The organism is Verrucomicrobium sp. BvORR106 (genome assembly GCF_000739655.1).
Classification (GTDB): Bacteria; Verrucomicrobiota; Verrucomicrobiia; order Verrucomicrobiales; family Verrucomicrobiaceae; genus Verrucomicrobium.
Genome location: NZ_BATR01000081.1, coordinates 90,857 through 105,775 on the forward strand (window position 1 = coordinate 90,857; position 14,919 = coordinate 105,775).

A 14,919-nucleotide genomic window follows, 5' to 3' on the forward strand; every position below is an offset into this window, starting at 1 on the left:
CCTCCGGCTGCGCTGTTCGCGTCGGCCTGGGGTGGTTGAGGGGGAGTTAGCGGCTTCTTCAAAGCCAGCGGGTGATAGGCGCCCTGCGCATTGTTGCGAGGCATGCCGTAAGGGCGGAGGACTTCGGCGATGGAGGTCATTGCGCGACCGGGCGGGGGGTATTGGCCCATTTCCAGGCGTTCTTGGGCGCATCAACGGCCGCCCCAACGGCCGCTTTGGTGAGGTCTCCAGCCGCCCCTGCCACCTCGCCTGCTGCGCGGACAGGAGCCGTGTATGCATCAGCGGCATGTGCCATGCCGCCCTGCAGTTTGATGCCTGCTGTCTGTAGTGGGGTGCGCATCAGTGGTGGTTTGCCGTAGGGACGGATCGGCGCAGGGAGCGATGCTGTCTGGGCACGCGACGCGTCCAGCTTCGCTTGTGTCTCACGTTTCCACCCCTCGACATCTGGCTGCCATGGTGCCACACCAGGAGACGGTGCAGGTGCTGCAGGTGGCGCTGGTGCAGCGACCGCGGGAGGTTTCGGGAGGGCCGGTGCTGCGGTTGTTGCCTGCGGTAAGGGGAGCGCCGTAGAGGGCGGGGGCGGTGCTGTGGAGACCGTTGGAGCCGCGGCTGTCAGGGAAGGGGGGCCCCGCGTGGTTGCATCTGGCCGTTCACAAACAGAGGTCCGGCTGTTTTGGGCAGCGGCCGGGTTCCCGGAGGGCCCATGGGGCGCATCGCATTGGCGAAGGCATTGGATTGCCCTTGCTCGTTGGCAGTGTTTTGGAAGAACTGGCTGGAGGGCATTCCCCCAATCATGGGCTCTCCCGTGCGGGGGCCGTGAGTGACGCTGCCGGTGCCATACCCGCTGGAGAGGGCACGATCGCCCGTTCCTGTAGTGGAGATGGGGCCAGTAGGGGTGATGGTCGCCCCAGATTCGAATTTCACCGAACCATCACTGCCGCGCATCGCCACACCGCTACCGAGGGGCCGACCGTAAGGCCTCAGCGCGTTCAGCGCAGCTTGTTCCCCAGGCGAGCTCGCAGCAGTGGATTGCACGCCAACGCTGCCGGTTGCCGTTGCCTGGATGGCGGGCTGTGTTGCAGGGGCAGAGGGAGCGGTGGAAGGGGCGGGCGTGCCAGGTCGACGCAGATGCGGATTTAAATCATAGAACACATCCAGGCCAGTGGAGCCCTGACGCCTCCGCCATTCATCCGCAGTCTTCGCCCGGTCTGGGCTGCTGGCACTCCGTCGGCGCTCCACAGGCGGGACAGTGACTTGGGCGGGGGCTAGTGGCGGCGATTTTGCTGGTTGCGTCTGTGAGGCCGAGGCGCGTTGCGAGGCTGATGCAATATCCTCTTGTTGTTCTTCGACTGTAGCCATTCGCCCAGCGTATTGCGCGGGCGAATACTGTCAGTGGTGCAGAAGGCGACTTGGCTCCAAGTCCTGAATTTTCATCGAGCACCACGCCCGAAGACAGCGTCCTGATCACGCATTGCACGGGCGGCTTCTGCGTCTCGCGCCTTCCGCTTCAATTCGTTGATGTCATTGCGCATCCTAGTAGCGTCGCGCTGCTCCATCGCCCGAATGGCGCGCATTTCAGCGCCGAGTCGAGCTTGAGCAGCTGCCGCCGATTTGGCTTGGGCTAGCTCTGCAGCTCTCGCCGCATCATCAGCCGCCTGTTGCGCCGCGATTCTCTGGGAATTCGCCAAGGCTTGATCCCTTGTCTGGGTGAGGGACTGAACACGTTGTGCATATTCTGTCACTTTGTCGGTTCGACCGACGCTCGCCCAACGCGCTTGATTCAATTGGGCAGCGTAAATGGCGGCGTCCCAGTAGTAGTCGCCCCTATCAATTCCTTCCACGATTCTCCAGGCTTTTTCAACACTGAGCATCCCAGGGCCAAAAAAGGCGGATACAGCCGGATCTTTTGATTTCACACCAGCTCGCCAATACGCAAGGACCTGTGTTCGCGTAACCAGTTCCACCTCTGGTAGTGGTTGTGTTTTAGTTGCTTCTTCTTTAGGAGCGGTTGCGTATGCTGGCGCAAGCTTTACGAGTGGCTCAACCGGCTTTCCGTAGCGTGCGCGATGTACCCTATCGAGTAACTTAAGCGACCAATCTGGTGATTGAAATATTTCGTCTTTTTGTTCTTCTGCTGCATCACGGGCATTAGAAAGCGCTTCCACAAAAGAAGGGTCGCTGAGCGCTATTCTATAAAGCTCCTTGGCATGGTTAAGATGTTTCTCTTCTTGGGCCGTCCATTCAGCTTGATATTGCGCCTCTTCAGGAGTTGGCTGAACCACTGGAGCTGGCGAATCCACTACGTGTTCATAGTGCCGCCGATGCACTTTCTCTATGAGCTTGAACGGCCAGTCGGGGCTGTTGAGAATCGCGTCCTGTCGTGCATGGGCAGCATCCCGAGCGTCTTGCAATGCCTCTAGAAATGACGGATCCTCAAAGGCTTTCGCGTACTGCTTTGTACCCTGCTCGATGGATGCAAGTTCTTGTTTGCCCCATTCCTCAGGAGTGAGTTCGGCCCCAAAGGCGGACAGGGACAGGACAGCGACCAGGGTGCAGAGTAGCGGTTTCATGGCGTCGGTAAGGGATTTCCTAATGATGCAGGATCAAAGGGAATGGGTCAACGGAGTTTTGCTGGGTGCACGACCTATTGCGGTCGGCTGGATGAGACGCTTCGCAGCGGACCCACAATTTCGGTTAGGGGAGGCGCTCCGACATGGGAACGTGTTCTCATCTTGAGTGCTTCGCGAATACAAAGAAGAGCTTTAGAGCTCCAGCCACTAAGGCAAGCCGCACAGGATCTCCAAAGTAGGGAAGCGCGGCAAGAGTCGTGAAGATGAATGCCAACACGAGGGCAAAGAGTGCTTTGCGATCCCAAGAGGGGCGGTGACGACGGGGGGCAGGGGTCTCAGTGGACATGCCTGCTTAACATTGCCATTTTTTGAGAAAGGCAACAACCAAAATGCGTTTTTTTAACGCGGAATTTTGTCTATATCAGCGCTAAATATTATCAAAGATAAGTCGCTTCAGTTCTTAAAGGGTGCCCGCGTCCAATCCCGCCAATCCCGCGGCTTCTTCCGACGACGCTGGGGTGTCTTGTAGAGCGTGGCCGCCCCAATCGAGTACACCCCCATGGCTCCCTGCATCACGTCATCATCGTGTTGGCCACTCGGTGCGGTCTCGTTTCCGCTGGCGTCGATCATGAACGCCTTCGCTTCCCCAATCCAGTGGAGGCACTCCACCTCGATTGCGCGTTCTCGGATGTGAATGGCTAGGCAGTCCACGACAGCACGTTTGGTGTTGCGGTCTTTCAACTTGAAGCCGTACTGCAGGATTGGCTTGTCCCGGTCCTTCTCGTCAAACACCTCACGCTTGTACAGCGGCACCCCGCGGGCCTTCAGTAGCTCCAGAATGTGGAGCCCCATGTTGATCTCCAGAACCACGATGCAGCCGCCGTAGTAGGCCGACAAGTTGGCAATGTGCGTGGCCACCAGATCGCCCTCGCCTTGGAAGGGCGGGCGCACGCGGGCAACCATCTTGATCTTCCGTTCGTTTCCGAACTGGTCAACGTAGGGAGCGCGCCAGACGGAAATGCTGTGACGGTCGGGATTGTCGCTTTCGGTCTGGTCAGATCCTGTCGCCGGATCGCATGACACCAGGTACCGGCAGCCTTCCTTGGGCTGCTCCCAAATGATGATGTCCCCTTTGCCTTCGAAATCGGGGGACCAAGACACCATCTCGCCATCGTCCTGTAGCACCAGACGCCCCGTTTCCGGGGAGGCGCTGCGGGCCCGGGTCTCCAACTCTACCAGCTTGCCCATGTCGAAGCGAGGGCGGCCAGAGCTGAGCCAGCAGGAAACATCGTCTTCTGGGTAGTACTGGTCGAAGTCCTCTTCAGAGCCGCCGCATTCGCTGTCGATCGTGGCACGTCGCCAGGCGATCTGCTCCGGCGTCCACCCGTACTTCTCAATACCTGCCACCTCACGATTGCTGAGGCTGGCCATGATCTGTTTTCTCTCCCGGTCGGTGATGGGGACCTGGTTCTCTTCGAACTCAAACCAGCCGGCGAAGATCTTCACCCAACCATTGCCAGGGTTCGATTCGCCGGCCTTCAGCCGCCGCACAAATTCCTCCAGTGTGAGGGCACCCTGCCACTGCTCGTACTGCCATCCGGACGCACCGAATGGGGTGCCCTCTGAGATGACCACCGTGCCAGGGCGCTTTGGGATGGACGGCAAGACGGCCGCCATGATTCGCTTGTCGTTCTTCGCGCCGGATCGGGACCACTTCGGGGTTTCTGATGCAAGGAACACCTGGCGGGTGCGGGAAATGCCAGCGTTCCAGTTCTGGGCAGAGTCGATCTCGAAGGTGGTTCCGTTGGTTAGCGAGATCTTGCCCTGCTTGGCCACCATGTCGCTGTCCCACGGGAACTGGTCCTTGTTCTTGTAGTCGTCCAGACGGGTGAGCATCTTCTCCGAGTTCCTGGCCACATCGGCTATGATGACCGCATCAACCTTGCGATTGCGGCCCTCGTGATAGGCGACTTCGAGGGAGAAGGTTGACCCACCGCACTGGCGGATCTTGGTCACCAGCAGGCGCACGGCTACTTCCAAGGCCTTGAGCGTCATCAGGGCCTCATTGATCCGAATTTGCAGGATGTTTGGCTTTGGCACCCGTTCGACGTTGTCCTTGTCGAAGATGGACAGGTAACTGCCGAAGTGCACCACTGGGCTTTCCCGGGCGATGTCCTCGATTTCGTCGTCGGTCAGGTCGTCTACCACCCATACAGGAGTAGACGCCGGATGCGATTTCGCACCGGTGCAGGAAGGGAGTTGGCGTCAAGTGGAGGACTAAACCTCTTCTGGAGATGGGGGTATTTTCAGATCAGGCTGGCCTCCAAACCTTTGCACGATTTTTTCCTCATATTCGGCTCTCGTCTTGGATGACTCGGCCATTTCCAGCACGCGCCCAAGTTGCATTCTCAAGGCGCGAGTTCCAATTTCTGTCAAAAACTGAAATAGCTTCTTCTTTCGATCGCCGTCGTTCGCCTTGAGTGCGCGGGTCAATTCAAGGATTTTCCCATTGCTCTGCGCCAAGGGACGGTAGATGTGCCTCTCGGTGAAATGCTTGAAGTACCACGGCCTCCCGTTTGTCAGAACAGGTAGATCGTACAGCCGATACCATTGGTCATACAATTCCGGCGGGAACTCTTTTTCATACCGCTTTGCTTCCTCCTGAACGTACATCTTAAACGCTGCAATTACTTCAGCGGCTGTCGGGTTGTATCCCGCCAGTGCGTAGACCAAGCCTTGAATTCCAGCCTTTGCAGATGCGTTGAGAATTACGTGCGCCTGTATTGCTACATTCTTACTCCTTGGCCCCAGGTCTCCAGCTTGCTCTGCCTGCACGATTACCCTGCACAGATCAATCAGAAGTGTTGCGTCATATCCGTGAATATCTCCAGGCGTTGCACCTTCGCCACCACCACCAATCCATTGAAACTTAATGGGTTGCGACAATTTTGAACCAAGTTCACCACCAAGGTGCTTAGTCATGGCTCGCGTGGCTAGAAAGCGAGGCAACTCAGATCCACCCGATGAAAGGCCAAGCGCCCTACCCATTCCGCGCTGACTGATCACTGGTGTTTTGCTCCGGTCGTTGAGCACGTAGCAGTCAACGTCAAACCCGAACTCTTTTTTGAAGTTCCCTTTATGGGAAGATTTTGGAAGCCATCTTGCCTTTGCGGCATCGGATGATATTTCCTTTAACCTCTCAGGGCTCAATTTCTCCCTGCGGGCTCGCCCTCCCTTGGATTGAATGGATTTAGACTCTCCCGGATTTTCTCCAGGACCATCGCCGGCAGCTTTATGCTTGCTCATTTTTAATGATATGCCTGCTAGCATGCATCGTCAACAGTTTAAGCAAGCATTGTTCAAGAGGAGCGCGGTTACCCTCACTCCCGCCTTTGACTTGCGCTGGGCCCGGCGTGCCTCAAGCCGTTTGCACTAGCCATTACAAAGAAAAACTCTTGCATAGTTTGCAACAGCAAATATATGGCGACATGAAACAAACTGCATTGTTTTTCTCCGTCGGTGCAACCATCGTTCTGGCATCTGTCTTCGCAATGATGCCCAAAGCGGAGGCGTCGTGTTGCTCTTCTGGTCCCGCGCCTGAAATGGCAGCATGCAACCCGTTTGGGGTTTGCCGAGCTTGCAGCACTTGCTCTTCGTGCGCCCATTGTTCCCGGCCTGGTAACTCGTGCAGCGTCTGTCGCTAGATGATGTTCATTTGAATACTGTTTGGCAGGGCGGGATTCGGATGCTACGGCTCCGGAATGTGCAAACGCTACTGGCTCCAAGGTGAACTGGAAGAGGTGCAAAAGCACATCCCAGACCTTGGCGCTCTTGGCAGGGGTGGGGCGAGGTACAACATCGCACCCGGCCACGCCGCTCCTGTGATCCGGCGCGCCGCCACAGGTACCACAGAGCTCGCAGACCTCATCTGGGGCCTAGCTCCCACCACAGTCACAGATCCGGACGCAGGGCCCATCTCAAGTTTGGAGCATCATGAGGCGGCTGCCCGCATCGGCATCCGGGCCACCTACCTCTACCGGCGTTGCCTTATCCCCAGTAACGGCTTCTTCATCTGGCAGCAAGTCACGCCCCGCCGCTCCGTGCCCTGGCTCCTGTCTTACCCGGGAGAGGCGCTCATGATGCTGGCGGGCCTTTGGGAGCCCTTACCGCAGGCGGGGGATGCCTTTGCCCTCCTCACCACCGCCCCGCCCAACCGCGCGGCCTGGGTCCACTTCCAGTTCCCGGTCATCTTGCCTCCGTCAACGTGGGCCGCCTGGCTGGATCATGACACCTCCATCGGCACCTTGGCTGAGATCGCCTACAACGGCCGCCAGCGCCCCAACCGCGACCTCCAGCAATGGCGCGTCACCTCCAGCATCGCCTCCCCAGACTTCCAAGATCCCGCCGCTATAGTGCCTCTCCCTCCGCCCGTTCGTTGAGTTTTAAAAGGGTGCCGCCTTACACTTTCATTTTTTTACAGTCAGGTCTCCCCGACAGTAAGCGCGCCCTGCAGGGGGCCCTCGCGATTCAGGGGAGCCATGTCCTCCCGCGCTTCCACTTTCGAGATTGAGCCCATGCTCTGCAAGCTGGTTGCAGAGCTGCCGGACGGGCCGGAATGGAGCTATGAGGTCAAATGGGATGGCTACCGCGCCATAGGACAGAAGCGCCCCGACGGCCTTCGCCTGAGTTCTCGCAACGACAAGTCTTTCACCAGAACTTTCCCGTCGGTGGCCCAGGCTCTCGCTGATCTGAGGTGCAAAAGCGCCACGGTGGACGGGGAGATCGTTGCCATCGGAGTGGACGGGCGACCAGATTTTCAGGTGCTGCAGTCTCACCGTTCCCAGAGCCCTACGCTGCGGTTTATGCTGTTCGACCTGCTGGAGGTGAACGGGAGAGATCTGACGGAATTCCCGCTCGAAGCCAGGCGGTTGGCCCTGCAAAAGATCCTGCCACCAGAGAGCAATCTCCTGGGATTCAGTCACGAGCTACATGGCACCGTCGCTTCGCTGATGGCCCAAGCGCGCGCCGCGGGGATCGAAGGCATTGTCGCCAAATCGCGCGATAGCAGTTACGAGCCGGGCGAGCGCTCCGGAATGTGGATGAAGTGGAAAGCGGAGCGAAAGGACACGTTTTTTATTGGCGGGTATGTGCCAAACGGCCGGAGTTTCGAGGAGCTTCTTGTAGGGCGTCGCCGCGGCCGGCAGTTGGAATACGTAAGCAGTGTTCGCGCTGGCTTCACCTCGATACAGAAAGGCAAGATCATGGACGCCATCCGACCGCTGACGTTACCGCATTGCCCCTTTTCAAATCTCCCTGAGACGGGCAAGAGCCGCTGGGGTAGGAGCCTCGACGAAGAGAAGATGCGCGAATGCCGCTGGGTCAACCCCAGGGTGAAGGCTGAAATTACCTTCGTGGAATGGACCGACGGCGGAAAGCTCAGGCACTCCAAGTTTTCAAAACTGATCCAAGGAAGAAGCAAATAGCAAGAAGACCGATATCCCCCTATGATTTATGAAATTCCAGTACCTAGCCATTCCGATCGACACTTCAGACTCAATAGACGTTGAGAAGGATCTCAGCAGGTTAAGGGAGCACTTCGACCAAGGATGGGAACTGATTTCCGTTGTTGGCCCCGCGACGCTGAAAACTGCCCTTCACTCTCATGCTGAAGAGGTGATGGTTTATTACCTTCGCAGGCCAGTTGAAGCAGTCGGTCACGGCGGCATTTAGCGGGCCTGTGAAGCTTGGCATGGGGCTCAGCGCCCCATGCCAAGCAGCACCTGACCTTTGGAGCCGGTCCAGAATGCGTTTGGATGCAGCCTTACCAACTACGATCACGTCTATCGGTCGCAAAAAATATGCAAATGACGGGCTTGACGCCCGTGGTAGAACCTTAGCCATGTGTGGACGCTTTCGATACCGCGGGATGACCATTGAGTCTGACGAGTTGAAACACGTCCCTGGGCTGGAGATTCGTAAAGCGTTCCCGCCGCGCTTCAACATCGCACCGACCCAACTATCGCCGATAGTCCGCGCAACCAAAGATGGTGGGCACGAGGTCGAAGCTCTGCGCTGGGGTCTGCTCCCATTCTGGGCGAAGGACCAGTCATTCGGGGCCAAGACCATCAATGCGCGCGCCGAGACCGTCCCGGAGAAGCCCGCCTTCCGAAACGCTTTTCGGTTTCGCAGGTGCCTAGTGCTGAGTCACGGTTTCTTCGAGTGGGAGACCACTCCCACCGGGAAGCAACCCTGGCTCTTCACACTGCCAGGTGAAAGTCTGATGGTCTTCGCGGGCCTATGGGAAAGCTGGACGCCTAAAGACGCCCCTCCCGAGACTCCTCCCACGGAGACTTTTAGCATTCTCACCACCACCGCAACTACGCGGGGAGCTTGGATTCACGACCGGTTTCCAGTGGTGCTTGCCCCAGAAGACTGGGTACACTGGATGGATGATTCTATCAGTCCTCAGGAACTGGAGCGGCTGGTTCAAAAGGTGCAAACTGGGCACGCGGCCACCGAGATGAACCAGTGGCCGGTTACGCGGAAGATGAGCAATGCCCGGTATGAGGCCCCAGATGCCGTTGAACCTCTGTCCACACAGGGGAAGGAAGGAACGGACTTGCTCCTCTAATCCCTCAGGCTCCCTCCGTGGTATCAGTGAAGGTCGAGGTAGTAAACTGTGATAGTATAGCTCATTCCACCCGTCGCGGAGGTGCTCATCTTTGCGCTCTCGGACTGTAGCATCTGCTTGACCTCAATGCTCTCTCCAGCATCGGAGAGCCATTCATTCACCAACGTTTCAAGGTTCTGTGTTTGATGACTATTGAAGATCTTGATTTTCATCGTCTGAATGTCGGACCGCAGAAAGCCAATGCAAAAGGAAAGTTAGTGAATGGATTCAGTGAAATGCCCGCAAATTGACCGCAGTGAGCATCCTGCCTTACTGAAATATAGGAATCGATCAGACTTAGGATCTGGTTTGGAAACAAGTGCAGGTTCGAGTCCTGTCTCTGGTACGGGAGGAATTTTTGAGGGGGTTGGAGCTGGAAGACCTGAGGAAGAAGGGTCACAAGCGAACCCGTTGGGCTTTGCCTGCACGTTCCGCAACATGCGGGAGGCATTGAAATCTGCGATGGGGTGGCAGTGCGTTGTGTTGTGTTGTGTTGTTTCACCGAATCCGAAGCTTCGCAAGCACATGGTATCTTGGCGCGACAATGGTCTTCCGACCGACTGGGCCACCAGCGTACGCAACTTTGGCAGGTTTGACGGGCAAAACCCTCACCGTAAATTCTGATCCCACTCGCAACCCAACGTCTGCTGGGAACGGGTGAAGGTAGGCGAATCCTCCGGCGCTGAAGTTTCCAAACGCCCCTCCGTCAATGAATTCTGTCACCACGAAGGTTCCTGACCGCGTCCCATCATCCACTTTCGCATGGGAAGGTTGGTCTTGCCGTACAGCGCTTGAAGGTTGTTTGGCCTTGGGATTCTCTGGCTGGATGGGCGCCTGTGAAGCGGTCGCTGCAGCTCTCTCGGACTCTGCCTTGCTGATGGCATTCTGATGCATCTCGTTCTGCTGCCTGAAGAAAGCCAGCGCTTCACTTTCGTTGTGGGACACGTTCTTCTGCCAGACCTCCGGCATGTACTCGTAGGGCACCTTCGCAAAGCCTCCATCATGGGAGATCCTGACGCCATCTGGTTCTACCTTCGTCACCTTGCAATTCGTGAAGATGTGCTCGCCAACGGCCTTCGGAATTCTGACTTCACCAGCGGTCGCGCCGACTTGTGAAAAAGCTACAGGGCAAAGAAAAAGGAACGGCAGGGCAGCAATAAACTTCATTTTGCGCCACCCTGATACATTGCAGGCAAAATTCAAACGTTTTCGCTACGTGGTATCCCACAGGCCAGCCCCGCCCGACGATGGGTGGCGGCCTTCACGATGGCGTCGATTTGTTCAATCCCGAATGGTTTGGGCAGATGGTGACATCCGTCGATGAGGGCGGTTTCGACGTCGCGATCCGTGGCGGCCCCGCTCATGGCGACACGATAGGGAGGCTCGGGCACTTGGGTGGGTTCGAGGAGCAGTTCCCACCCGTCTCCGTCAGGCAGGTGTTTGTCGCAGATCAGAAGGTCCCACTGGCCTCCAGGGAAGGATTGGCGGGCATTCCCTATGTCGCAGGCCGAGACTACCGTGTGGCCCCTGGCCCTCAGGTAGCCCGACAGCATCTTGAGAATAGCCTCATGGTCCTCCACAATGAAAATGCGAAGGCTATCCTTGGGGGTGACAGGCTTCATGTTGCCAGACGTTATCCACCCAATTTGGTTTATACAACCCCCTCATGCCCACCCAATTGTGGGGGGTGGGTATCCCTCGACTCCAAGGTGCCAACGTGCCTTTCGCCTCGTTTGCTCCTCGGCCACGGCCAGGTCAGGAGGATGACCGTCAGCTAGCGGCTTGGGATAAGCAAAATGCTGAGCGCTGTTGATGAAATCCACGGGCGGCAGTTGGGGGAATCTCGCGTTCACGATCCGGCCTGTTGACCCCAGCTTGCGCTTCCCTTGAAAGCGAGCTGGGTTCACTATATGCTGATGCAGGCATATAAAGTCGGTGTCGAGATTCTCGTGACCGTCTCCCAATATGAGCGGGGCAACGCGGGGAGGCTTCCATATTGCATTTGTCTGGGGCCCGAGGAGATGACGGCCCTGGCAGACTACCTGGGGCGTGAGGTGTCGGGCGAGGGCATCCGCTTTCGCGGCATTCCCGTGCAGCGCATGTCCCGTCCGGGAATCCGCGTGATCGGGGAGGGGGAAAGCGTGCTTGGTGCTTAGTGCTTGGTTCTTGGTTGACGCAAAGGTGGTGCCGAAGATGGACCAAGCATTAGGCACTAAGAACCACCGGCTCTCACTACGACCACGATCTCATCGGTCAGCCGCACCACAATAGGCCGTCCCGGGGTGGGCAGGGGTTGTTCTTTCTTGATGACCTGGAAGATCGGCCGTTGCACAGAGACGGCGGTGCGTTTGGCCGTTTCCTCTTCCTGCCAGGGGAACTCGTAGCGCACATCCTGGAAGGTGTCGGTCACCACCTGGGGAGGGGTGACGTCGCGGGTGAGCGTCCAGGTCTCTTCGTTCACAAAGAGGCGGGTGCCTACGATCCGGTTTTGCAGGTTGATCTGATCGTCGTACTTGGAATCGGGCGGCATCACGGCCGGGGCGTTGATGAGGGCGGCTTGATCCTCCGTGTAGGGATGGGTGCGGCCGTTGGTAAAGTAGTAGTCCGTTCCGGAGGTGAGGGTCGCGGTGTAGTCGCGGGTGCCCAGTCGCAGCACGGTGGAGACATCGTGCACAGCACGTGTGCCGGCGGCAGCCTCCGCGAGCAGCCTCTCCGCCAGGGCCTGGCTGTCGGTGGGAATGGCCTCCGACTTGGGCAGGGGCAGGATCACGGCCTGGACCAGGGAACTGCGGGCGGGTGCCGGGGTCTCGGCAGTCCGTGCGGGAGCCGGCTGATCCTCCTTGTTAACTCCTATGACCCACCAGCGCAGACGGGATCCCCTTGCACCCGGGGCGGCGGCATCCGGTGCCGTGGCCACCGCCACCACCTGCGGCTGCCCGGGCGGGAGCTTTGCGCTCAGGTGGAGCAGACCGGTGGGGAAGGCGGGGCGCTTGATGCCGGAGTTGGTGACGTTGGTTCCTGAAACTGAGGGCTGCCAGATGCCCCATTGCTGCCAGGCGGGCGTCCCGATGGCGATCAGCTCGGCATTCACCACGGCCAGCCCCGTCTGCTCCTCCAGGGAGACTTCCAGCCGTTCCTTGGCCCCGGCGGATACCTGCTCCAGATGGCGCATGTTGAAGTAAATGCCTTTGGCATGCGGGGCGGTGTTCACATAGGGGCCGCCGTAGAAGTTGACGGGCTGCGTCGCATTCCACCGAGACGGAGCTCCGTTGTCTGAGATCTGGCGGCGCGCGTTCATCGCCACCACGGTCGCTTTGCCCTGCCGGGTGGCTTCCAGAAGCTGGGTGGCCAGGTGGCCCGCCTGATCGGGCTCCAGCGCGAACGCTTTCGCCATCCAGTCCAAGGGGGTATCGATCTGCCAGATGGTGGTGTGGAGATGAGGAGGGGCTTCAGAAGGTCCGCCGCCAGGGCCAAAGGGATCGCGCGCCACCGGGGCCTGGGGCGGCGGAGCAGGCGCTGGTGGCACCTGGGGAGGCGGGGTGCCATCCACGGCCCGCGCAAACGTGACCAGCATCCGCTCCCCTTGCTGCGTGGTGTTCAGCAGCACCGCCTTTCCTGGGGGGAAGGCGGACAGCATCTCCAGCGACAATCCTTCCTCTTCCCGATAGGGCGCATCCGCCAGTTCCAGGTTGCCTTCGTCCTGCTCCGTTCCTTCCATCGCGTGCTTCCACCGTCTCCACACCAGGGGTGTGGAGGGCTGGGAAAGGCCGACCTGAGCCACCTGCCAGGGAGTGGTGCCACCGGGAGGGAGGACCATGCCGGAGGTGCCAGATGCCTGTATGTGCAGTTCGTACCGGCGGCTGAACTCGTCGTCCTCCGCCACGCAGGGGCGGAAGATGCGGTCATTGTGTGTGGGCTCGAACCCGGTGGAGTCATTCCACTTCACCACGCTCCGGAGGATGATGTCATTGTCTTCCGTGAGGCGGGTGGACTTGCCCATCGCGGACGCCCCGCTCATCACGGAGCGCAGCCGGATGTCGCCTCCAGAGAGCGCCTTGTTGAGGCACGATTGCATCCAGGGCCCATCTTGCGCGTCAGATTGGCGGGTGCTCAGCCAGTTTTGCACGGTCTGGGCCGGCAGGTCCAGAGTCCACGCCTGCCAGGCACCTCCCATGGACTCGAGGGGTACGCCTTCGCCAGTCTTCTCCGCCAGATCAGCTGACAAGGTCAGTCGGCCAAACAGCGCCCACACATAGGCCGGGCCAGTCTCCGTGCCGGGGGCAGCTTCTTTGGCGAGCGGCTCCATCTGGGCAGCGAGCAGGAAGGGCTCGCTCAGCGGGGCCAGCACATGGCCCTGATACTCCCAGGTGGGAAAGAGGAGCTTGGGCGCAGGGAAATGGGGGTGCACCCACGCTGGCGAGGGCCGCTTCTCGGGCAGGGCGGCGCAGTTGACGTTGAGTTTGATTTCCACGCCGCCTTCATCCAGCGCCAACGCCATTTCTCCGGTGGCGATTGAGCCCACAGGGGATTGGTCCAGGCTGTCCAGCATGTCGTCCCAGATCTCCGGATTGAGATGCGGCAAGTTCTCCTGCATGATGCTCGACCAGAGTTGGGAGGACTCCCCCTGGCGGATGTAGTGCTGGGGACGCTGATAGCCGGACTTAAAGGCCTCCCGCGGTGTGGACTCTGCCCTGAAGCTCTCCACAAGCTCAAGTTTTCCAGCCGCCTTGGCCTGGAGCAGCCAGCGGTGCCAGGAGAGGCTGCCTGCCTCACGATCCTGCTCCAGCGTTTTGGCGAAGTCCAAGGCAGGCACCTTCAGCAACGCCAGGCTCAGGCGGATCTTCTTCTCTTCCACCGGATCTCCCGGCTGGAGAAACGCCAGCGGATCCGGCACCGGCGCTCCGGGGTAGGAGCGAGACAGCAGGTGCCCCTGCGCCCGCGCCTCCGTCACCCAGGGAGCATGCGGAACGGCCAGGCACGCCGCCAGGGCCACGGGGAATAGCCATCTGAATGGATGTAGCAGGCGGGCAGCGTGAGCCGGATAAGGGGTCATGCTGGCGAAGCCTAAGGATTTATTCGATGGCTGTCAAGGAGGGGAGGTTTTTGGGTTCTCGGTGCTTGATGGATGGGGGAGATGCCATCGGTTAAAGGTAAGTACTTTTCCAGGTGAGAGGGGTGTGCTGGGCGGTTTGGCCGGTGAGCCGACTGAAGTCCACTGCCATCAGGGAAAAAGGGGTGACGATGATCTCCCTTTGGCGAACGAGCTGAGGGCTGAAAGCCCGGAGTGATACCAGCCTTGGGCAACGCCCAAGGTTGGCGTTAGTTTTAGATGTTGAGGGCTGAAGGCCCGGGGTCATTCAGGGATGCTCGTCGTGGGCAGGCTTGATGAGGCCGGGCCTTCAGCCCTCAAGGGTTGTTTGGTCATCTATTCCTTGGGCGTTGCCCAAGGCTGGTATCACGCCGAGCCTTCGGCCCTCCTGAAGTGGCACTCCTGCTACAAGTATGGCTGACGCACCATCGCGACTTCAACCTCACCAAGGCAAAGCGGCAAGACTTTCCTTTTCCCTGATGGCATTGGACTGCAGTCGGCACTCCAACCCGCTTCGTTGAAGTTCAATGGCGGGGAGCGATCAATAAAGCTTGCTCTATGCGCACCCCCGCGCCCGAAACTTCAAGCAC

The 14,919-nt window shown here is 59.0% G+C and carries 14 protein-coding genes; 6 read left to right on the forward strand and 8 right to left on the reverse strand.

Annotated features, from left to right (window positions below):
• Nucleotides 1–136: 136 nt before the first annotated feature.
• From BV106_RS12385 to BV106_RS12405, 5 genes are all read right to left on the reverse strand, one after another.
• Nucleotides 137–340, reverse strand: coding sequence for a hypothetical protein (locus BV106_RS12385; protein WP_038164970.1), 204 nt, complete (start codon nucleotides 338–340; stop codon nucleotides 137–139).
• A 272-nt stretch (nucleotides 341–612) separates the two neighbouring features.
• Nucleotides 613–1,239, reverse strand: coding sequence for a hypothetical protein (locus BV106_RS38430; protein WP_265595617.1), 627 nt, complete (start codon nucleotides 1,237–1,239; stop codon nucleotides 613–615).
• A 191-nt stretch (nucleotides 1,240–1,430) separates the two neighbouring features.
• Nucleotides 1,431–2,570: a hypothetical protein gene (locus tag BV106_RS12395; protein ID WP_038164976.1), complete on the reverse strand. Its 1,140-nt coding sequence runs from the start codon at nucleotides 2,568–2,570 to the stop codon at nucleotides 1,431–1,433.
• Between the two features lie 453 nt (nucleotides 2,571–3,023).
• Nucleotides 3,024–4,778, reverse strand: coding sequence for a hypothetical protein (locus tag BV106_RS12400; RefSeq protein ID WP_038164978.1), 1,755 nt, complete (start codon nucleotides 4,776–4,778; stop codon nucleotides 3,024–3,026).
• Between the two features lie 69 nt (nucleotides 4,779–4,847).
• Entirely contained in the window at nucleotides 4,848–5,900 is a 1,053-nt protein-coding gene (locus tag BV106_RS12405) for a P63C domain-containing protein (protein ID WP_265595618.1), read from the reverse strand.
• A gap of 431 nt (nucleotides 5,901–6,331) precedes the next feature.
• Here BV106_RS12405 and BV106_RS12410 point away from each other — a divergent pair, with 431 nt between their 5' ends.
• From BV106_RS12410 to BV106_RS12425, 4 genes are all read left to right on the forward strand, one after another.
• Entirely contained in the window at nucleotides 6,332–7,009 is a 678-nt protein-coding gene (locus tag BV106_RS12410; RefSeq protein ID WP_038164980.1) for an SOS response-associated peptidase family protein, read from the forward strand.
• Between the two features lie 135 nt (nucleotides 7,010–7,144).
• Nucleotides 7,145–8,053, forward strand: coding sequence for a non-homologous end-joining DNA ligase (ligD, locus tag BV106_RS12415; protein ID WP_265595619.1), 909 nt, complete (start codon nucleotides 7,145–7,147; stop codon nucleotides 8,051–8,053).
• A 28-nt stretch (nucleotides 8,054–8,081) separates the two neighbouring features.
• Entirely contained in the window at nucleotides 8,082–8,300 is a 219-nt protein-coding gene (locus tag BV106_RS12420) for a hypothetical protein (RefSeq protein ID WP_038164982.1), read from the forward strand.
• A gap of 169 nt (nucleotides 8,301–8,469) precedes the next feature.
• Complete coding sequence (locus BV106_RS12425) at nucleotides 8,470–9,201, forward strand: SOS response-associated peptidase (protein ID WP_038164984.1); 732 nt, start codon at nucleotides 8,470–8,472, stop codon at nucleotides 9,199–9,201.
• Between the two features lie 23 nt (nucleotides 9,202–9,224).
• Here BV106_RS12425 and BV106_RS12430 read toward each other — a convergent pair whose 3' ends face one another.
• Nucleotides 9,225–9,413, reverse strand: coding sequence for a hypothetical protein (locus BV106_RS12430; RefSeq protein ID WP_038164986.1), 189 nt, complete (start codon nucleotides 9,411–9,413; stop codon nucleotides 9,225–9,227).
• A 715-nt stretch (nucleotides 9,414–10,128) separates the two neighbouring features.
• On the opposite strand from BV106_RS12430, the gene BV106_RS38435 reads away from it, so the two are divergent.
• A complete protein-coding gene (locus tag BV106_RS38435) occupies nucleotides 10,129–10,356 on the forward strand; it encodes a hypothetical protein (RefSeq protein WP_265595620.1) in 228 nt (75 codons plus the stop codon).
• An 83-nt stretch (nucleotides 10,357–10,439) separates the two neighbouring features.
• Here BV106_RS38435 and BV106_RS12440 read toward each other — a convergent pair whose 3' ends face one another.
• On the reverse strand, nucleotides 10,440–10,862 hold the full coding sequence (locus BV106_RS12440) for a response regulator (protein ID WP_038164991.1): 423 nt from the start codon (nucleotides 10,860–10,862) through the stop codon (nucleotides 10,440–10,442).
• Nucleotides 10,863–11,126: 264 nt separating this feature from the next.
• On the opposite strand from BV106_RS12440, the gene BV106_RS12445 reads away from it, so the two are divergent.
• Complete coding sequence (locus BV106_RS12445; RefSeq protein WP_265595621.1) at nucleotides 11,127–11,396, forward strand: hypothetical protein; 270 nt, start codon at nucleotides 11,127–11,129, stop codon at nucleotides 11,394–11,396.
• Nucleotides 11,397–11,452: 56 nt separating this feature from the next.
• Here BV106_RS12445 and BV106_RS12450 read toward each other — a convergent pair whose 3' ends face one another.
• Complete coding sequence (locus tag BV106_RS12450) at nucleotides 11,453–14,293, reverse strand: hypothetical protein (RefSeq protein ID WP_265595622.1); 2,841 nt, start codon at nucleotides 14,291–14,293, stop codon at nucleotides 11,453–11,455.
• Nucleotides 14,294–14,919: the final 626 nt, after the last annotated feature.

Coding starts and splice junctions, on each gene's coding strand:
- BV106_RS12410 (WP_038164980.1), top strand. CDS start 6,332: ATGTGCAAACGCTACTGGCTCCAAGGTGAACTGGAAGAGGTGCAAAAG.
- BV106_RS12420 (WP_038164982.1), top strand. CDS start 8,082: ATGAAATTCCAGTACCTAGCCATTCCGATCGACACTTCAGACTCAATA.
- BV106_RS12440 (WP_038164991.1), bottom strand. CDS start 10,862: ATGAAGCCTGTCACCCCCAAGGATAGCCTTCGCATTTTCATTGTGGAG.
- BV106_RS12395 (WP_038164976.1), bottom strand. CDS start 2,570: ATGAAACCGCTACTCTGCACCCTGGTCGCTGTCCTGTCCCTGTCCGCC.
- BV106_RS12430 (WP_038164986.1), bottom strand. CDS start 9,413: ATGAAAATCAAGATCTTCAATAGTCATCAAACACAGAACCTTGAAACG.
- ligD (WP_265595619.1), top strand. CDS start 7,145: ATGCTCTGCAAGCTGGTTGCAGAGCTGCCGGACGGGCCGGAATGGAGC.
- BV106_RS12405 (WP_265595618.1), bottom strand. CDS start 5,900: ATGCTAGCAGGCATATCATTAAAAATGAGCAAGCATAAAGCTGCCGGC.
- BV106_RS38435 (WP_265595620.1), top strand. CDS start 10,129: ATGCATCTCGTTCTGCTGCCTGAAGAAAGCCAGCGCTTCACTTTCGTT.
- BV106_RS12450 (WP_265595622.1), bottom strand. CDS start 14,293: ATGACCCCTTATCCGGCTCACGCTGCCCGCCTGCTACATCCATTCAGA.
- BV106_RS12425 (WP_038164984.1), top strand. CDS start 8,470: ATGTGTGGACGCTTTCGATACCGCGGGATGACCATTGAGTCTGACGAG.
- BV106_RS12385 (WP_038164970.1), bottom strand. CDS start 340: ATGCGCACCCCACTACAGACAGCAGGCATCAAACTGCAGGGCGGCATG.